The 19,103-nt window shown below is 66.0% G+C and carries 15 protein-coding genes, 1 tRNA gene and 1 other RNA gene; 3 read left to right on the top strand and 14 right to left on the bottom strand.

The window, feature by feature from the left end; translation table 11 throughout:
* Positions 1–93 precede the first annotated feature (93 nt).
* Positions 94–1,437: an amidohydrolase gene (locus ACODSU_RS12095; RefSeq protein ID WP_488842484.1), complete on the top strand. Its 1,344-nt coding sequence runs from the start codon at positions 94–96 to the stop codon at positions 1,435–1,437.
* Positions 1,438–1,472: 35 nt separating this feature from the next.
* On the opposite strand, the gene ACODSU_RS12090 is transcribed toward ACODSU_RS12095, so the two are convergent.
* The 11 genes from ACODSU_RS12090 to ACODSU_RS12040 form a co-directional block, all read right to left on the bottom strand.
* Positions 1,473–2,015 (bottom strand): VUT family protein, encoded by a 543-nt coding sequence (locus ACODSU_RS12090; RefSeq protein WP_488842483.1) that lies wholly within the window; start codon positions 2,013–2,015, stop codon positions 1,473–1,475.
* Positions 2,012–3,730, bottom strand: a complete 1,719-nt coding sequence (locus ACODSU_RS12085; RefSeq protein ID WP_488842482.1) for an NAD(P)/FAD-dependent oxidoreductase — start codon at positions 3,728–3,730, stop codon at positions 2,012–2,014. Before ACODSU_RS12085 ends, ACODSU_RS12090 begins: the two co-directional genes overlap by 4 nt.
* A 201-nt stretch (positions 3,731–3,931) precedes the next feature.
* The gene (locus tag ACODSU_RS12080; RefSeq protein ID WP_488842481.1) at positions 3,932–4,948 is read right to left on the bottom strand and encodes a lysylphosphatidylglycerol synthase transmembrane domain-containing protein; all 1,017 of its coding nucleotides are present in this window, start codon (positions 4,946–4,948) and stop codon (positions 3,932–3,934) included.
* A 17-nt stretch (positions 4,949–4,965) separates the two neighbouring features.
* Positions 4,966–6,216, bottom strand: a complete 1,251-nt coding sequence (gene clsB, locus ACODSU_RS12075) for a cardiolipin synthase ClsB (protein WP_488842480.1) — start codon at positions 6,214–6,216, stop codon at positions 4,966–4,968.
* A complete protein-coding gene (locus ACODSU_RS12070) occupies positions 6,213–6,986 on the bottom strand; it encodes an endonuclease/exonuclease/phosphatase family protein (protein ID WP_291439175.1) in 774 nt (257 codons plus the stop codon). The genes clsB and ACODSU_RS12070 overlap by 4 nt, the downstream gene beginning before the upstream one ends.
* A gap of 349 nt (positions 6,987–7,335) precedes the next feature.
* Positions 7,336–8,253, bottom strand: a complete 918-nt coding sequence (gene cysK / locus ACODSU_RS12065) for a cysteine synthase A (protein ID WP_488842479.1) — start codon at positions 8,251–8,253, stop codon at positions 7,336–7,338.
* A 129-nt stretch (positions 8,254–8,382) separates the two neighbouring features.
* The gene (rtcA, locus tag ACODSU_RS12060) at positions 8,383–9,471 is read right to left on the bottom strand and encodes an RNA 3'-terminal phosphate cyclase (protein ID WP_488842478.1); all 1,089 of its coding nucleotides are present in this window, start codon (positions 9,469–9,471) and stop codon (positions 8,383–8,385) included.
* A 66-nt stretch (positions 9,472–9,537) separates the two neighbouring features.
* Positions 9,538–10,761, bottom strand: a complete 1,224-nt coding sequence (locus ACODSU_RS12055) for an RtcB family protein (protein WP_488842477.1) — start codon at positions 10,759–10,761, stop codon at positions 9,538–9,540.
* A gap of 22 nt (positions 10,762–10,783) precedes the next feature.
* On the bottom strand, positions 10,784–11,524 hold the full coding sequence (locus ACODSU_RS12050) for a hypothetical protein (protein ID WP_476016099.1): 741 nt from the start codon (positions 11,522–11,524) through the stop codon (positions 10,784–10,786).
* A 28-nt stretch (positions 11,525–11,552) separates the two neighbouring features.
* Positions 11,553–12,692, bottom strand: coding sequence for a slipin family protein (locus tag ACODSU_RS12045; protein WP_476016098.1), 1,140 nt, complete (start codon positions 12,690–12,692; stop codon positions 11,553–11,555).
* A 306-nt stretch (positions 12,693–12,998) separates the two neighbouring features.
* A tRNA-OTHER gene (locus ACODSU_RS12040) sits at positions 12,999–13,071 on the bottom strand.
* Positions 13,072–13,417: 346 nt separating this feature from the next.
* On the opposite strand from ACODSU_RS12040, the gene rtcR reads away from it, so the two are divergent.
* Complete coding sequence (gene rtcR / locus ACODSU_RS12035; RefSeq protein ID WP_488842476.1) at positions 13,418–15,052, top strand: RNA repair transcriptional activator RtcR; 1,635 nt, start codon at positions 13,418–13,420, stop codon at positions 15,050–15,052.
* Positions 15,053–15,062: 10 nt separating this feature from the next.
* Positions 15,063–15,402: RNase P RNA component class A (gene rnpB, locus ACODSU_RS12030), an RNA gene on the top strand.
* A gap of 69 nt (positions 15,403–15,471) precedes the next feature.
* On the opposite strand, the gene ACODSU_RS12025 is transcribed toward rnpB, so the two are convergent.
* From ACODSU_RS12025 to ACODSU_RS12015, 3 genes are all read right to left on the bottom strand, one after another.
* On the bottom strand, positions 15,472–16,686 hold the full coding sequence (locus tag ACODSU_RS12025; protein WP_488842475.1) for a M48 family metallopeptidase: 1,215 nt from the start codon (positions 16,684–16,686) through the stop codon (positions 15,472–15,474).
* A gap of 2 nt (positions 16,687–16,688) precedes the next feature.
* Positions 16,689–17,954 (bottom strand): YjgN family protein, encoded by a 1,266-nt coding sequence (locus ACODSU_RS12020; protein WP_476016095.1) that lies wholly within the window; start codon positions 17,952–17,954, stop codon positions 16,689–16,691.
* 335 nt (positions 17,955–18,289) lie between these two features.
* The gene (locus ACODSU_RS12015) at positions 18,290–19,084 is read right to left on the bottom strand and encodes an rRNA pseudouridine synthase (RefSeq protein ID WP_476016094.1); all 795 of its coding nucleotides are present in this window, start codon (positions 19,082–19,084) and stop codon (positions 18,290–18,292) included.
* Positions 19,085–19,103: the final 19 nt, after the last annotated feature.

Here is a 19,103-nt window from a genome sequence, read left to right as displayed (position 1 = left end):
CGCTTGTCTGCAGCGCGGGGTGGGCCCGTAGCATGAACCTGCGTTTTTTTGCTGCGTTCCTTTTTGTTTTCACTTCCTGCACGGATCTGCCTCATGCACACCCCCCTCTCTGCCATCTCGCTGGCCACCTGCTTGCTTCTCAGCGGGCTCACGTTCGCATCGTCCGCCCAGGCCCAGGCCCTGGACGCCGCCGGCCTGCAGGCCATCGACGCCGCCGTGACGGCCGTGGCGCCCAAGATGGTCAACTGGCGCCGCGACATCCATTCCCACCCCGAACTCTCGGGCCAGGAGGTGCGCACCGCCAAGCTGGTGGCCGAGCATCTGAAGAAGCTCGGCATGGAGGTGCAGACCGGCGTGGGCGGCACCGGCGTGGTGGGCACGCTCAAGGGTGGCCTGCCCGGCAAGGTGGTGGCCCTGCGCGCCGACATGGACGCGTTGCCCGTGCCCGAGAACACCGGGCTGCCCTTTGCCAGCAAGGTGAAGGCCACCTACCTGGGCAAGGAGGTGCCGGTGATGCACGCCTGCGGTCATGATGCCCACGTGGCCATGCTCATGGGCGCGGCCGAGGCGCTGGCCGGCATGAAGGCGCAGCTGCCCGGCACCATCAAGTTCATCTTTCAGCCCGCCGAGGAAGGCGCGCCCGTGGAGCCCGATGCCAACGGCAAGGTGCCCAGCTTTGGCGCCAAGGCCATGGTGGAGGCGGGCGCGCTCAAGGATGTGCAGGCCATCTACGGCCTGCACATCACGGCCAACCTGCCCTCCGGCGTGGTGGGCTACCGCAGCGGGCCGCTCATGGCGGGCTCGGACAACATCAAGATCCAGGTCGAGGGCCGCGGCGGCCACGGCTCGTCGCCCTGGAACGCGGTGGACCCCATCGTGGCCGCCAGCCAGGTGGTGCTGGGCCTGCAGACGGTGGTGAGCCGACAGCTCAACATCAGCCAGGAGCCGGCCGTCATCACCATCGGCCAGATCCAGGGCGGCACGCGCTACAACATCATCCCCGACGGCGTGGAGATGCTGGGCACGCTGCGCACCTTTGACGAAGGCATGCGGCAGGAAGCGCTCAAGCGCATCACCACCACGGCCGAGCAGATCGCGGCATCGAGCGGCGCCAAGGCCCAGGTGCGTTTTGGCCCCGTGGCCTACCCGGTGACCAGCAACCCGGCGGAGCTGACGGCCGCGTCGCTGCCCGCGCTCAAGCTGGCCTCGGGCAGCAAGGCCATGGTCATCCCCAAGGTGAGCGGCTCGGAAGACTTCTCGGAGTTCCAAAAGGTGGCGCCCGGCTTCTTCTACTTCCTGGGCGCGCCGCCCAAGGGCGCGGACTTCACCAAGGCGCCGTCCAACCACTCGCCGCTGTTCGACATCGACGAAGACCAGATGCCGGTGGGCGCACGCACGCTGGCCGCGCTGGCGGTGGACTTTTTGCAGCGCAAGTAAGCCGCGACGAGAAGACGCGAAAGGCGCCGCGCGGCTCAGGTCGCGCGGTGGTGCGTTGCCAGCTGGCGGCTGATGAACAGGCGAAACGGCAGCAGCAGCGCCACCCCCAGCCCCAGCTTCACGCCCAGGTCGCCCAGCGCCCAGGTGACCCAGGGGTCGCTGGTGCCCGCAAAGGCAATGCTCCAGAACACGGCCGTGTCCAGCACCGCAGCGAGCAGCGTGGCCACCAGCGGCGCGCGCCACCAGGTGCCGTGGCGCAGCCGGTCGAACACGCTGATGTCCAGCCCCTGCGAGAGCAAAAACGCCGTGCCCGACGCGATGGCAATGCGCACCGGCGCCAGCACCAGCGAGGCCGCCACGGCCACCGCAAACCCCACCCACGCCACCCGTCGCGCCTGCTGCGGGCCATGGGCGCGGTTCACCAGCTCGCTGACCAGAAAAGCCACCGGGTAGGTGATGGCGCCCCAGGTGAGCCAGTCATTGAGCGGGAACTGGACGAGGATGTTGGACGCCAGCACCACGGCGGCCATGGCCAGGGCCGCCGCTGCAAACTGCGCCAAACTGGGCGCCCGCATCATGCGGCCGCGCCGAGCAGGCTGCGCGCCACGGCCTCGCCCACCTTGATGCCATCCACGCCGGCCGACAGAATGCCGCCCGCGTAGCTGGCGCCTTCGCCCGCCGGGTACAGCCCCGGTGTGTTCAGGCTTTGCATGTTGTCGCCGCGCCCGATCTTGAGCGGTGACGAGGTGCGCGTCTCCACGCCCGTCAGCACCGCGTCGTGCATGTCAAAGCCCTTGATCTTGCGACCGAACACGGGCAGTGCCTCGCGCAGCGCCTCGATGGCGTAGCCGGGCAGGGCGGCGTGCAGGTCGCCCAGGGCCACGCCGGGTTTGTACGAAGGCTCCACGCTGCCCAGCTGTGTGGACGGTTTGCCTGCGATGAACTCGCCCACCAGTTGGCCCGGTGCGCTGTAGTCACGGCCGCCCAGCACAAACGCATTCGATTCCAGCTGGCGCTGCAGCACGCTGCCCGATAGCGGGTGGAACTGCCCGGCGGGCAGGGTCTCCACGCCGTAGGTCTGGCCCAGGTTGGTTTCAAACGCCTGCGCGTCCTGCGGGTAGTCGCGCGGGTCGATGCCCACCACCATGCCTGCGTTGGCATTGCGCTCGTTGCGCGAATACTGGCTCATGCCGTTGGTCACCACGCGGTTGGGCTCGCTGGTGGCGGCCACCACGGTGCCGCCGGGGCACATGCAAAAGCTGTACACCGCACGTCCATTCGCGGCGTGGTGCACCAGCTTGTAGTCGGCCGCGCCCAGCAGCGGGTGGCCCGCGTGGCGGCCCCAGCGGGCGCGGTCGATCACGCCCTGCGGGTGCTCGATGCGAAAGCCGATGGAGAACGGCTTGGCCTCCATGGCTACGCCGCGCTGGTACAGCATGGCAAAGGTGTCGCGCGAGCTGTGGCCCAGCGCCATCACGACGTGGTCGGCGCGCAGCTCAGTGGTCTCGCCCGTGACCTGGTTCAGCACCTTCAGGCCGCGCAGGTGGCGCTGCTCGCCCTGGCCTTCGATGATCACGTCCGTCACGCGCTGCTCGAAGCGGATCTCGCCGCCCAGCGCAATGATCTGCTCGCGCAGGTTTTCCACCACCTTCACCAGCTTGAAGGTGCCGATGTGCGGGTGGGCCACATACAGGATTTCTTCGGGCGCACCGGCTTTGACGAACTCGTTCATCACCTTGCGGCCCAGGTGGCGCGGGTCCTTGATCTGGCTGTAGAGCTTGCCGTCGCTGAAGGTGCCAGCGCCGCCTTCGCCAAACTGCACATTGCTTTCGGCATGCAGCTCGCGCTTGCGCCACAGGCCCCAGGTGTCCTTGGTGCGCTCGCGCACGGTTTTGCCGCGCTCCAGCACGATGGGCTTGAAGCCCATTTGCGCCAGCACCAGCGCCGCAAAAATGCCGCAGGGCCCAAAGCCCACCACCACCGGGCGCAGAGGCAGCTCGGCAGGCGCCTGGCCCACGGGGTGCCAGGCCATGTCGGGCGTGGGCTGGATGTGCGGGTTGCCCGCAAACTTTGCCAGCAGCGCGGCCTCGCGCTCAGGCTGGGCCAGCGTGATGTCCACGATGTACACCGCCAGGAGGTCCACCTTGCGCGCGTCAAAGCTGCGCTTGAAAACGTGCAGGTGGGCGATGTCGGCGTCGGAGATGCCCAGGATATGGGTGACAGCGGCGCGCAGGGGCGCCTCGGGGGCTTCGGCAGCGGTGAACGGCAGCCGGATTTCAGAGAGTCGGATCATGGTCTTGCGGGCCCGTGTCGATCGGGCGAAAAGCAATGGCGTGGGGCCGGGATGATACGGGGTCTGCGCAGCGGGCGGAACCCCGTCGGCCTACGCGACCGGGGTGTGGGAAGCGCTGGCTATATAAAAATGATAGCAATCAAGGCATGTTGCACTAGCGCATTCGGCTGTTTTGGCTGAATTTTTGTCTTCGGGACGCGATTAGGCGTCCTGGGCAGGCCGCTGGCGCCAGCGCAGCTCGGCCACACCCAGTGCCACGGCCGCCAGCACCAGTGGCCCAAAGTAGTACAGCGCCCGGTAGGCCAGCAGTGCCGCCAGCACCTGTTCCTGCCCCAATGCGGCGGTGGCCAGCAGCGCCACGCCCACGGCCTCCAGCACACCCAGGCCCGCGGGCACGCGCAGCACCAGCCCGGCAACGGCCCCCAGTAGCACGGTGGCCAGGGCGGCGGGATAGGGCACCTGGTGTTGCAACACCGTCCATAGGGCGGCGCCCATCAGCATCCAGTTGGTGGCCGATGCCGCGATCTGCCACAGCGCCACCGGCCAGCGCGGCAGCGGAAAAGCGTGGCCCCGCAGCGTCAGTGCTCGGCCCCTGCGCATCGCGCACAGTGCCAGGTAAACCAGCGGCAAGCAGCCCAGCACCGTGCCGCCCAGGCTCCACTGCCAGGGCGCTACCGTCCACCCGGCCACTGCAGGCGGCTGCCACAACCAGGCCAGTACCCCGGCCAGCAGCAGGTAGCCCACCCAGTTGGTCACGATGCTGGTGCCCACCACCTGGCCGATGGTGCCGGGGTCCACACCGCGCCGGTCGTACAGCCGATAGCGTACGCCCACGCCTCCGATCAGCGAGCCCAGGTTGAGCGTGAACGGGTAGCTCGTCATGGCAATGGCCAGGGTGGTGCCGCGCGGCAGGCGGTGGCCGCTGCAATGGCGGCCCACCCAGTCAAAGCTGCCGTAGGTGAAGTGGCTCAACAGCGCCACTGCGCCGCCCAGCGCCAGTGCGGCGGTGGGCAGGTCGCGCAGCGCCTGCAGCACGGCGGGCCAGTCCACTGTGCGCGCCTGCCGAACGATCAGCGCGGCCACCACCGCAAAAAAGGCGATGGCAACCCCCCGCGTGAGCCAGGGCCACCAAGCCTGCTGCGGCCAGTGGCGCCAGCCGCTGGTGGTCTGCCGGTTGCTGCCCACCTGGGTGTCCGCGTGCAGCGTGGGGGTGGCCATGGTGTGTGCCCGCTAGTTCAGGTGGCGGGGCTGCCTGCGGGCTCTGCGGCACCCGGGTTGGCGAGCGTGATGTGGGGCTCGTGCCGGGGCAGCCAGCCCGCCCAGGCGGGGAACCAGCGCAGCAGGTGGAACACCGCATAGCTGCGCAGCAGGCGCAGGCCGTTCCAGCGGCTGGGCGCGGTGGCTTCGACCTGCTTGCAGCTGTGCTCCATGAGGTGCGACAGGCGGCGGTGCAGGTGGGCGTTGAAGGCACGGTCCTGGATGATCACATTGGCCTCCAGGTTCAGCGACAGGCTCAGCGGGTCGAGGTTGCTGGAGCCCACGGTGGACCAGTCCTCGTCCACCAGCGCCACCTTGCCGTGCAGCGGGCGGTCGCAGTATTCGTACACCCGCACCCCTGCGCGCTGCAGGTGGTCGTACAGCAGGCTGGCCGCCGTCTTCACGATGGGCATGTCGGGCTGGCCTTGCAGGATGATGCGCACATCCACCCCCCGTTTCGCGGCGCGCCGCATCTCGCGGATGAAGCGGTAGCCGGGGAAGAAGTAGGCATTCGCAATCACGACCCGGCTGCGCGCTGCGCGCAGGGCCACGCGGTAGTGGCGCTCGATGTCGTTGGTGTGCTGCTGGTTGTCCCGTGTCACAAACATCGCGTGCGCTGTACCCGCGTGTGGGCGCCCGGTGATACCGGCAGCCTGGTGGCGCTTGCGTTCCTGGCGGCTGAGCACCGCCTCGCGGGTGAAGTGGTGCATCTGCGCCACGATGGGGCCGCGCACCTGCACGGCGTAGTCCTGCTTGGCCTCGGGGCCAAAGTCGGCCACATGGTCGGCCGAGTAGTTGATGCCGCCAATGAACCCCAGGTGCCCGTCCACCACCACGATCTTGCGGTGCATGCGGCGAAGCATGTTCAGCCGCTGGCCCAGGAAGCGGCGGCCCGGGTCAAAGATGCGAAAGTGCACGCCCGCCTCCACCAGGCTGCCGACAAACCGGTCCGACAGGTCGGGCGATCCAAAGCCGTCCACCAGCACATGCACCTCCACGCCACGCCGGGCGGCCGCCAGCAGCGCGGCGTGCAATTGCTGGCCGATCTTGTCCTCGAACAGGATGAAGGTCTCCAGCATCACCTCGCGCCGGGCGTCGGCAATGGCCTGGAACACGCGGGGAAAGAACTCCTCGCCGTTTTCGAGCAACTCGAAATGGTTGCCGGGCACCCAGCGCGAGGACCGGGGTGCGCGCAGGGCGCGGGGCGTGCTGAAGGCAGGGCGTTTCATAGCAGGATCTCCGCAGCCAGAGGCGCATGGTCCGAGAGCTTGTCCCAGGGCTTCTTGGGCAGCGCCAGCGGCGAGTGCACGGTGGCGTTGCGCACATAGATGCGGTCAAGCGCCAGCAGCGGCATCGCCGCCGGGAACGTGCGCACCGCCCGGCCAAAGGCCTGCACGAACACCTCCTGCAAGCCGGCTTCGCGGTGCAGGATGTCGTGTGCGCGGTGGCGCCAGTCATTGAAATCGCCGGCCAGCACTACGGCCTCATTGGCGGGAAAGCTGTTGACCAGATCGCATACGCGGCGCAGCTGGTGCTGCCGGTGCGACTCTTGCAGGCCCAGGTGCACACAAACCGCATGCACGGGCAGGTGGTGCCCAGGGGGCTGCAGCACGCAGTGCAGCATGCCGCGCCGCTCGGGCCCGCTCACCGAAATGTCGTGGTTCTCGTAGTGCGTGATCGGAAACTTGGACAACAGCGCGTTGCCATGGTGGCCGTTGTCATACACCGCATTGCGCCCGTAGGCGTATTGCGACCAGAGGGTGTCGGCCAGAAACTCGTAGTGCGGCACCTGCGGAAAGTTGGCCAGACGGCTGGCGTGCCGGTGGTGCGTGCCCAGCACTTCTTGCAAGAACACCAGGTCCGCCGCCACGTCGCGCACGGCCTCGCGCAGCTCATGCAGCATGAAGCGCCGGTTGAAGGTGGTGAAGCCCTTGTGCACGTTCACGGTGAGCACCTTGAACGCAATAGGCTGGGAGTCTGTCGCGGAGTTCGGGGCCATGGGCAGTTGCAATCGTTGGAAGGGGCTCCGGCGAAGCCACTAGGGATGTCCTGCATAACTCCCTGCGGTCGGCGGTAGCGCGGCCTCGGGCAGCCCGCTGCGTTGCTTTTGTTGCCAATAGCTTGGCTATTGACTGCCAAAAGACGCCTTGCGGTCTATCCCGATCCACGCTACCACTGACTCGCGGGGGTTATGCAGGACATCCCCACGGTGAGCCGGTGCGAACCTTGATTGTTCTGGCCCGAGCGCGTTACCGCTGTAGGACGGCTGGCCGTGGCTTTGTGCTGCGTAGCCCAAAAAAAAGGCCCCGAAGGGCCCTGGTGACAGCGCGCTGCGCGTGGGGGGGCCATCAGGCCGGCAGGAAGCCTTCCACCGACAGGTAGCGCTCGCCCGTGTCGTAGTTGAAGCCCAGCACCTTGGCGCCTGCGGGCAACTCGGGCAGCTTCTGGGCGATGGCGGCCAAGGTAGCGCCGGACGAGATGCCGACCAGCAGGCCCTCTTCGCGCGCAGAGCGGCGGGCGTATTCGCGGGCGGGCTCGGCATCGACCTGGATCACGCCGTCGAGCACACTGGTGTCCAGATTCTTGGGGATGAAGCCAGCGCCAATGCCCTGGATGGGGTGGGGCGAGGGCGCGCCGCCCGAGATGACGGGCGAGGCCGTGGGCTCCACCGCAAACACCTTGAGCTGCGGAAATTTCGCCTTGAGCACGCGGGCCGTGCCTGTCAGGTGGCCGCCGGTGCCCACGCCGGTGATGATGGCGTCCAGCCCGTCGGGGAAGTCGGCCAGGATTTCTTGCGCCGTGGTGCGTACATGGATGTCGATGTTGGCGGGGTTCTCGAACTGCTGCGGAATCCACGAGCCGGGCGTTTGCGCCTGCAGCTCCTGCGCGCGGGCAATCGCGCCCTTCATGCCCTTCTCGCGCGGGGTCAGGTCAAACTGCGCGCCATAGGCCAGCATCAGGCGGCGGCGCTCGATGCTCATGCTGTCGGGCATCACGAGGATCAGCCTATAGCCCTTGACGGCCGCTACCAGCGCCAGGCCGATGCCGGTGTTGCCGCTGGTGGGCTCGATGATGGTGCCGCCGGGTTGGAGCGCGCCAGACTTTTCCGCGTCCTCCACCATCGCCAGCGCAATGCGGTCCTTGATGGAACCGCCGGGGTTGCTGCGCTCCGACTTCACCCACACATTGGCGCCAGGGCCAAACAGGCGGTTGATGCGCACGTGGGGCGTTTTGCCGATGGTTTGCAGAATGTTGTCAACTTTCATGGCGTCTCCTGTTAAGCGTTGGGTTGGACACAAAGTGGAAGGTCTGTGACGCGCATTCTGAACCACTTGTTCTACGGCTCTGGCCATATGGATATAGCCAGGGTATGGGGCGGGCCGCCGCAACGCCCATCACGGCAGGGGTGATACCTCCACGCGCATAGCGCCCGCTGCGGGCGTGATCTGCACCCGCACCGGCAGGCCCATCCCAATGGTCTGCGCGTTGGTGGCCGTGTGCTGCGTCACTTCACTGCAGGTATAGCTGGCGGCCTGCCCGCTGCGCCACACCGCCAGGGCCAGCGGCAGCATCCACTGGTCCGCCAGGTGCGGGCCCAGCGCGCCGGTGCTGCGCTGGTAGGCGCGCACTTCGTCCACCAGCCGCTTGGCCACCTGCTCGGCCGACAGGCCGCGTTCGCCCAGCTGGCAGAACACCTCGGTCACCTGCGCGTACTCCAGCGTGGCGATCAGCGCATTGCCCGGCCCTTCGTTCTGGCGCGTGGGCGGCTGGCGCAGCTGGCCAGCTTCAAACGTCCAGCCCATGCGCTGACCCAGCGCCGCCAGCTCCCGCGTGGCAATGTGGCGCGCCAGGCCGGGCACCAGCGCCTCGCCCCAGGCGTCTTGCAGCTCGCCGCGCTCCAGCACATCCACCGGCGCCAGAGGTCGGGTGGATGGGGCAGGCGTGATGTGCGCCACCAGCTCGCCGCCCCCGGCGGGGTAAAAGCCCCGTCGCTGCAGTTGCAGTTCCAGCCCCACCCCTAGCCGCCGCACCAGCGGCGCAAAGGCGCGTTCCAGAAAATCAAACGGCGGCGCCATCGGGTTGTGCGTGCCGCCCGCCAGCTCGACCTTGCTCGGGCCATCGGCCAGCATCAGCGCGGGCAGCACCGTCTGCAGCACCAGCAGGCAACTGCCTGCGGTGGCGATCTGAAAACGGTAGTCGCCTGCACGCACGTTGCCGGGTGTGAACACCAGCGTTTGCGAATTCAGCTCCGCGCCCTCGGCCTGCCCGCCGCACACGGCGACCGCTGCCTGCGTGCAGGCCAGGTGCTGGCGCATGAGGCCCGGCTTGGGCCGCCCGGCGCGGATGCGCGAGATGTGCAGCGGGCGGCCGGTGACCATGGACAGGGCCAGGCCGGTGCGCAGGATTTGCCCGCCACCTTCGCCGGTGGAGCCGTCGAGAACGAGGGGTGCAGAGGTGATTTTCTCCGGATTATTCTTGTGCATAAAAAGCAGCTACTGCGCCCAATGGACAAGCGCAAGCAGCTATCAAATCAATAGTTACAAAGGGTGTCACCCCTTCACACACACCACCTGCTTGAGCGTGTACACCACCTCCACCAGGTCTTCCTGCGCCGCCATCACCGCATCGATGTCCTTGTACGCCATCGGAATTTCGTCAATCACGTCTGCATCCTTTCGGCATTCCACGCCTTCGGTGGCCTTGATCTGGTCCGCCACAGTGAACAGCTTCTTGGCCTTGGTGCGGCTCATGGTTCGCCCCGCGCCGTGGCTGCAGCTGTTGAAGCTCTCGGGGTTGCCTTTTCCGCGCACGATGAAGCTCTTGGCCCCCATGCTTCCCGGGATGATCCCCAGCTTGCCTTGCTCGGCACTCACCGCGCCCTTGCGGGTCACGAACACGTCTTGCCCGAAGTGCGTCTCGCGCTGCACGTAGTTGTGGTGGCAGTTCACCGCCTCAATGTGCGTTTCGAACGGCTTGGTGATCACCTTGCGTAGCGCGGCAATCACACGTCCCATCATCACTTCGCGGTTGGCGGCGGCAAACTTTTGCGCCCACCCCACGGCCTTCACGTAGTCGCCGAAGTACTGCGCGCCTTCCTCAAAGTACGCAAGGTCTTTATCGGGCAGGTTGCGCTGGTTCATCTCGGCGTCTTTCTTGGCCAGCTCGATGAAATGGGTGCCGATGGCGTTTCCCACCCCGCGCGAGCCGGAGTGCAGCATCACCCACACGCTCTGGTGCTCGTCCAGGCAGATCTCGATGAAGTGGTTCCCCGTTCCGAGCGTTCCCAGGTGCTTGTAGTTGTTCGTGTTCTTGATGCGCGGGTGCGCTTCGCAAATCTCGTCGAACTCATCCACCAGCGCGGCCCAGGCGCGGTCGGTCTCGGCGGGCGGCATATCCCAGCTTCCCTTGTCGCGGCCGAAACGCTTGGGGGTCATCCCCACGGGCACGGCGCGCTCAATGGCGGCGCGAATGCCAGACAGGTTATCGGGCAGGTCGCTCGCAGTCAGCGTGGTCTTGCACGCCATCATTCCGCACCCCAGGTCCACCCCCACCGCAGCGGGGATGATGGCCTTGAGGGTGGGCACCACCGAGCCGATGGTCGCGCCGATTCCCAGGTGCACATCGGGCATCACCGCCACGTGCTTGAACACGATGGGCAGGCGCGCAATGTTGCGCAGCTGGTTCTTGGCGTCTTCTTCTACGGGCACGCCGTTGGTCCACATCTTTACGGGCACGCCGTTGGGCACTTCGTATTGTTCGTAGTGGTTGTTCATCTCGTTCTTTCGTCTTGGTCGTTCATTGCACCATTCCGCGTGCTGCGGCCTGGGCGTAGTTCTTCAGTTCTTCGTCGTTCTTCACGTTGCGGATGAAGGCATCCATATGCGCCTGCAGCTCTTTGTATCGCTTCAGCTCCGCTCCCTCATGACCAATGCCATGCAGTGCCGATATCTGCGCCTCGCGCCAAGGCATTTCCAGCATCTCGCAGAACACCTGCCACATCGCGTCGCGCCACTCGGGAATGTGTTTGGCATTCCAGAATGTGGGCCACACGTCAAACCACATGTAGCTCACGAAGTAGAGGCGGTCCCTTCTGCTGCCGATGGCGTTGTGTGCTGTGCTCAGCCGCGGGCCGAGGCAGTCGCGCCATAAGGTGGGCAAAGCTTGCATCATGCGCATGGCGTCGGCCAGGGGCACCGAAGGGTCGTTCACCATGTGCGGAATGTCGCCCGCGTTGTTGCTCATCACATGGTTCAGGCCCATCCCCACCTGCTCGTCGCTGTAGGGTGCCAGGTCGGTGCCCGCGTTGGCGAACAGCACGGTCTGGATGTGCGTCCATTGCAACGGCGTGGCCTCGAACTCCGGCTCGTCCATATCCCAGTACCACTCCTGTTCGTTCTTGTGGGGAACAGGGCGGTCGAAAAGGTAGCGCAAGGCCGCGCCGTAAAGCGCTGGGTCCAGGCCTATGGCTTCGCAGGTCACCGGCGAGTGGTCCCGCTGCTGGCGCTTTTCGCGCGCTGTCAATTTCTTGTTCTTCATGGCATTTCTCCCTTGCGCTGGGTTCGTCTTAGCGCATCTTCACCAATCCATTCAGCACCTGGTCCAGGCCGCCAAACACCGAGATCTTGTCGATGCGCTCGGCCACGCGTTCCAGCGTCTCCAGCTCTTTCATGCGCAGGGCGACGGGGTTGTCCTCCATCACCTTGGCAGTGTTGAGCAGCGAGCGCGTGGCGGCAGTTTCTTCGCGGCGGCGGATCACGTTGGCCTCGGCCTGCTTCTGGGCTTGCACTACCTGGGTCAAGATGGTTTTCATCTCGCCGGGCAGCACGATGTCCTTCACGCCCACGCTTTCCAGTTGCATGCCATAGGGCAACAGCTTGGCGGCCATGTGGGCGGTCACCACTTCGTCGATCACCGTCTTGTTCTCCAGCAGCTCATCAAGCGTGCGGGTGCCCACGGCGGCGCGCAGCGCAAACTGCAGCTCGCGGTACAGGTAGTCGGCAGGCTTTTGCAGCTGGCCATAGGCCTGCAGCACATGCACAAAGCGGTAGGTGGCGCACAGGTTCAGGCGCAGGCTGACCTTGTCGCGGGTCATGATGTCCTGGCCCGATACTTCCACGGCTTGCAGGCGCAAATCCACCATCTCCACGGCCACGGTGCGGCCGTACTTCCAGAAGGCGTAGGTGCCTGCGGTCAGCAGGCGTTCCACCTTGCCGTCCACCGTCAGTAGGCCGCACTGGCCCTCGGGCACTTGCACCTGCTGCACGCCGTTCAATCCGGTCACGCTGCGCTGGCGCAGCTGGGTTTGCGTCAATCGCGCCACCAGTGCGGCAGGCAGTTCTGCGCCTGCTTGCAGGTCCACCACTTGCACGCTCACCTCCACCAAGCCTTTCCAATAAAGACGGCGGGTGCCAGGGGGCAGGATCTCGACCAGCACGCCGTTTTCGCTGCGCAGGCCCACTTCGGTTTCCGACAGGCTCACCTGCACAAACTCGGCCGCCACCACGGCGGGCTCCTGTGCCATCAGGTACTCGGCCAGGCCGTGGGTGAAGGCGGGTTGTTCGAGGGCGAAGGTCTCCACGCGCAGCGCGTCGGTGCCCGCAAACAGCCAGTAGGTGCCGCTGCGCAGCACGCGGTCAAAGCTGCCATTGCGCAGCAGCAGGGCGCGTTCGTTTTTCTTCACGGTGGCGCGTTGGAACATCTTCATCAGCATCTCTTTTTCCTCTTTCTTTCTTCTTCGTTGTCGTCACTCGTCACATATCGGGTTGCCGTTACAGCGATGGCGGGGTGCCAGGGGGCGCAGCCTGGGCCGTGCAGTGCGCCGTGGTGGCTGCCCCCATCCCCAGCGGGAAGGGCGGCAGCGCGGCTGGCTGCGGGCGCGGGCTGTGCCGGGTGCTGGCACAAACCGCCACCGGCTGACGGGGTGAATCCCTTGCGGTTGCAGCGCAACCTGGGGGCTTCTCCCCGCGTTCGGCGGGTGGTCTTTCGACCGGTACTTCCAATCAAGGTCTTGCGACCGTGGGCAGGAATCGAACCTGCGACAACCGCCTTTCGGCGGGGCTCTACCAGACTGAGCTACCAGTGGTGGCACGCCTGGAGTCGAACCAGGCAGTTCCTTTCGGAGTGGTCACCACGACCGTGCCGTCGTTACCCAGCGTTTGCGATGTGCGGCATGCAGAACGTCAACAGAACCCGAAGGCCCCGGATGCCCGGCACCGGTGGGGCGAACGTTGGTCCTAACCCCGACCTGTGAGCGGTCACCGCTTGCACTGGATGCATCTTCTATTGCCAGATGCATGCCAGCTTGCAATGCAGGGCGTTAATGCGTTCAGGTTGTTGATTTGTATGGGGTATTTTCCTTTCGGTGAAATTGATTGGGTGTTTAGATGCCAAAATAATTAGAATGAAAGCTAGTTAAATAGATAAAAAAATATGCGCAAAAACAAGGTGGTCATCGGCTTCCTGGGCACCCAGCTGGACTCTGGCAAGGGCGCAGGTCGGTGGGAGAAATGGCGCCCCACGGTGTCCCTGGTGCAGCATGAGGATGTGGTGATCGAGCGGCTGGAGCTGCTCTACACCCCGCCGCACCGCGAGCTGGCCCACCAGGTGCGCGCGGACATGGCCACCGCCTCGCCCGAGACCTCGGTGAACCTGGTGCCGCTGCCCATCGCCGACCCGTGGGACTTTGGCGAGGTCTATGCCCAGCTGTACGACTGGACGCAGGCCTACCGCTTTGACACCGAGCGCGAGGAATACTGGACGCACATCACCACCGGCACGCATGTCGCACAGATCTGCCTGTTCCTGCTGGTGGAGTCGCGCCGCATTCCGGGTGTGCTGGTGCAGACCTCTCCGCCCAAGCGCCAGCGTATCGGCGACCCCGGCAGCTACACGCTGATCGACTTGGACCTCTCGCGCTACGACGTGATCGCACAGCGCTTTGGCGCCGAGCAGCAGAACGCGGTGCAGTTCCTCAAAAGCGGCATTGCCACGCGCAATGCCCGCTTCAATGCGCTGATCGACGAGGTGGAGCGCGTCGCAGTGCGCTCGCGCGCGCCCATCCTGTTCACCGGGCCCACGGGCGCGGGCAAGTCGCACCTGGCGCGGCGCATGTTCGAGCTGAAGAAGGCCCGCCACCAGGTGGGGGGCGAGTTTGTGGAAGTGAACTGCGCCACGTTGCATGGTGATGGCGCCGCGTCCACCCTGTTCGGCCACAAGAAAGGCGCGTTCACCGGCGCGGCGGCCGACCGCGCAGGCCTGCTGCGCACGGCGCACAAGGGCGTGCTGTTTCTGGACGAGATCGGCGAGTTGGGCGCAGACGAGCAGGCCATGCTGCTCAAGGCCGTGGAAGAAAAGCGCTTCTACCCCCTGGGCAGCGACCGCGAGGTGGAGAGTGACTTCCAGCTCGTGGCGGGCACCAACCGTGACCTGCGCACCGAGGTGGCGGCGGGGCGCTTTCGTGAAGACCTGTTTGCGCGCATCAACCTCTGGAGCTATGTGCTGCCCGGCCTGGCGCAGCGACCCGAAGACATCGAGCCCAATGTGGACCACCTGCTGCAGCGCGCGGGCGAAGAGCTGGGCCGCAGCGTGCGCTTTTCCAACGAGGCGCGCGCCGCTTACCTGCGCTACGCCCAGTCTCCCGAAGCGCTGTGGACGGGCAACTTCCGCGACCTCTCCGCCAGCGTGACACGCCTGGCCACATTGGCTGACAGCGGCCGCATCGGCCTGCCGCTGGTGGAGGCTGAGATCGCGCGCCTGCGCTGGCTGTGGCAGCCCGCGAGCGACGCACGCCATGGCCTGGCTCCCGCCGCAGGAACGGTGGGGCGCGACGAACTCGCGGCTTTGCTGGGTGTCGAGGTGGTGGAGTCCATGGACCTCTTTGACCAGTTGCAATTGGCCGCTGTGCTGCAGGTCTGCCGCCAGTCGCGCACCTTGTCGGATGCAGGGCGCGTGCTGTTCCATGCCTCGCGCACGCAGCGCACCGTGGTCAACGATGCGGACCGGCTACGCAAGTACCTGTCGCGGTTTGGGCTGGATTGGGAGCGGGCATCGGGTGCTGGGAGATAATCTCGCCCGTGAAGCACGCCAGACCGCCGCTGGTGCAATCTGGGAAACCAGGCACTGGAGGAACGTCCGGACTGCACAGGACAGCGTAGCAGCTAACGGCTGCCCACCGTGAGGTGAGGATCAGAGCAACAGAGACGAGTCCCGGGGGAGTGCCGCAAGGCAAACCACCGGGGGTGAAACGGGCAATCTCTACGCGCAGCAATACCAAGTAGGCCAGCGTTGATGTGGTTCCGCAGAGCTGGCGGGTAGGTAGCACCGAGCCGTGGTGGCGACACCCGGCCCAGATTAATGGCGGTCACACTGCGGGCAACCGTGGTGCACAGAATCCGGCTTATCGGCGCGCTTCACACTTTATTTTCTGCACCCGCTGGCATGCGGGTTTCATGCACATCCCTGACGCCGTTGCTCAATGCGCCAGTTCAGCTTTTGGCGCAGTGCGGGGCATGGCCCTGTTCCAGCTCAGTCGCACGTTTGACCGTTTCGGGGTGGCTGCTGAGCAGCGACCAGACCGGATGGGATTCAGCCTCCTGGCCTGGTTTGCGCTTGTGCGGGGCGCCGGGCGCACTGGCGGTGGACTGGGGCGCAGCAGGTGCGCTGGCGGCGCTAGCCGAGTCTTTGTCATCTTCCTTTTCTTCGTCCCGCGCAATGGCCAGCAGCAGCTTGCCCATGGGCGCAGTGGGCAGTGCGGCGTGGCGCATGACGGCGATGGCATAGCAGTCGGCCTCGCGCTCATGGCTGCGGCTGTAGGCCAGGCCGGTGAGCAAGGATGCGCCGGTAGAGACGATGCCGGACACATCACCCAGCGCCAGCCCCAGGCCCATGTTCAGCACCCCCTGCTGCACCACCATGCGCGTGGTGTGGCGTTGCACCACATGGCCCACCTCGTGGGCCAACACGCCCACCAGGGCGTTGTCGTCCAGGCCCTTGTCGGCCGCTGCCTTCACGATACCGTCGGTCATCACGATCTTGCCGCCGGGCAGGGCAAAGGCGTTGGCGCCCATGCCGGATCGGAACTCCAGGGACAAAGGCGGCCGATAGCCGGCGTAACGCTGCAGGCCGGGGGGCGTTTGTAGCACCAGGGCGTCAAAGCGGGCCTTGAGCTGGTCTTGCCGCTCCTTGGGGAGCTTGCTGGGCTTGAGGGTGCCTTCATCCATCTGTTTGAGCACGTTCTCAGCCACGCTGGTTTCCCAGCCCAGGGGCACAAACCGCGTGAGTTGCGTGGCGGCCCATGGTGTGCCGTAGCGGTAAAACAGCGTGAGGCCGATGACGGCGGCAGCCGTCACGCCCAGCAGCACGGGCCAGCGGGTCTGCATGCGTTGTGCGATGCCGGGGCGCTCGCCCGCAGCGGCCAGGGCCGCGCGCCACTCGGTCACGGCGTCGATCTCCACGCTGCCATGGTCGCGCAGATCGACGACCACGCGGGGCTGCGGCTTGCGCTCGTTCCAGGCCTCCGGCCAGCCCACCTGCTTCCAGGTAAAGACCACCGGCTCGGCACCCGGCTGCGAGAGCGGATGCAGCGCCAGCGATGGGCCTTGCGGTGTGGGCCGCAGGCTCACCACCACCGGACGGGCCTTGCTGCTCTGGCCGTCAAACCAGCGCCCGGGGACCAGGGCGGGGTGCTCGGGCGCCGACATGGTCAACCGATGAGGTCGAGGCCAGCGGCATCCGCCAGCGCATCGCCCAGGCCACCCTGCTGCTGGCGCACCATGGCCCCGCTCACCTGTTCCACGCCACCCTTGACGTGCAGGGTGACGGACTCGCACTTCATGCGGTATTCACTCACCCGCGCAAACGGGCGGTACAGCCCCAGCGTCAGCAGGGTGAGCAGCATGTTCTTGATGCGCAGCCACACGTACTGGCCGCTTTTCAGGTGGCACTTGAAGCGCGCCACATGGCTCACGCCGATGTTGTTCCACATCAGCTGGAACATGCGCGCCTCGCGGTAGGCGCGGGCGGGGGCCGACGCCAGGATCAGCATGAAGATGCCGGCGATGATGGACACGATGATCACCACAAACATCCACAGGCCCAGCCGGTTGCTCTGGCTGGCCACCAGGGCGATGGAGCTGCCTGCCAGGATGCCGATCAGCGCCGAGAAGCCCACCACGCACAGGATGAATACAGCCACGGTGGCCATCCACACCTTGACGAAGTCCATGTACACGGGCTTCCAGCGGCCTCGCTCGGCGCCCACCTGGGCCTTGAGCACCAAGAGGCTCTTGAAGTTGTATTCGGTGCGGATCACGCACAGCACCGACAGCACCAGGCCCAGCAGTATCAAGCCGCCCATGGCGGGCGTGAAGCGGGGCATGGGTTGTTTCTTGCCCTCTTCTTCGATGGCCTCCAGCGCCTGGGCCAGGTCGGGCGACAGCAGCTGCAGGCCATAGAACACACCAAACCACACCAGCGCCAGTGCAAACACGGGCCAGCTGGCGAGGTAGACCTCTTTCCAGCTTGCAGTGAACTGCAGTCGCAGCCCGCGCCAGCGTGTGGCCCCCAGGCGAAACCGCATGGCGCTGGCCCAGATGAAGGGCGCCAGCGCGGCGCCGGCCAGCAGGAACAGGCCCACGGCCGTATCCTGGCCGGTGTTGGCGGCCAGGTTATAGGCAATGGTCAGCAGCATCAGCAACACAAAGCCCATCACCATCTTGCGCTGCTGCGCGGTGAATTCGAGGGGGCTGCCGGCCACCAGCGTGTGGCTGTAGAAATACTGGGCGGTGCGGCGGCGTGCCCAGGGGGTGTAGATGCCCAGCGTGACGATGGACAGCAGCACGTTGACGATCCAGACCCGGAAATACTCGCCCCCGCTGCCCGTGAACTCGAGCGGGTGGGCATCGATGTTCATCGGCATGAAGGTGGACATCGGCCCCGCAGCGCCGCCTGACGATTGGTTTGTGTTCATGAACTCCCTCCAGAGTGCTGCGCAGTGTAGCAGCGGTGCGGATCGAAGGAATTCAAATGAAAAAGGCTTGAAGCGCTTGTTGTAAAAGCGCTGGTAGCTATGTTTTCAGGAGCATATGTGCTTGACTTGTCCGGTGCGCATCGGCAGGGCGCCGCTGGGCCCGCAAGCCCTTAGGGCAACGCTGAACAAGTCCCTCGCGCACCGCGCACCCCTGCTTTGGGCGGTCTGCCGCGTTGCAAATCCTCGCGATAGCTACGGCTATCGCTGTGGTTTGCGCCTTGCATCCCATCCCAAATCAGGGCGCGCGCCACTGCGGGGACTTATTCAGCGTTGCCTTAGAACTTCTCCCACGGTTGCAGGTAGCGCCACTGCCCCTCGGGCACCTTGGCCAGCGGCACGCGGCCGATGCGGATGCGCTTGATGCCCACCACCGTCAGGCCCACCGCTTCGCACATGGCAGGGATCTGGCCGGGGCGGATGCCCTTGAGCGCAAAGCGCAGCTTGGTTTCGTTCTGCCAGCTCACCTTGATGGGGGGCAGGGGGCGGCCGTTGAACGTGAGGCCATGGCACAGGCGCTGCAGGCCATTGGACGCGATGTCGCCCTTGACCTCGACGATGCACTCTTGCTCCAGCGACTCGATGTCTTCGGCCAGCTTGCGCGCAATGCGCTTGTCCTGCGTGTAGACCACGAGGCCACTGGCCTCGGTAGGCAGGGGGGTGAAGCATTCGAGCTGCTTGAAGTGGCGCTGCAGCACGCGGATGCCCGAGGCGTCTTCTGGCAGATGCGACGCGGCATTGAGCAGCGTGAGCGCCTGTGGCGCCCCCTGGCTGCGGCTGGCGTGGGCCGCTTGCCCTGTGGCTGCGCCCGGCAGGCCCAGGCCGGCTTCAAACCCTGCGGGCTTGTGCAGCAGCAAGGTCACCGGCGTCAGCGCCAGCAGACTGGCATCGGGTGCGACCGTCACGGCCTGATCGGGGCGCACACGCGCGCCGGGGGCTTCCTCGATCTGGCCGTCCACGCTCACAAAGCCGCCCTCGATGAATTGCTCGGCCGTGCTGCGCGAGCAGTTCAGTTGTTCGGCCACGCGTTTGGCCAGGCGGATGTGGGTGGGGTCGGGGTTCTTGTCGGTCATTGAATATGAAGGCGGTCTT

Source organism: Acidovorax sp. FG48 (genome assembly GCF_057809085.1).
The sequence above is the reverse complement of the archived record's forward strand: the minus strand, read 5'-3'. Positions and strand labels throughout refer to the sequence as shown.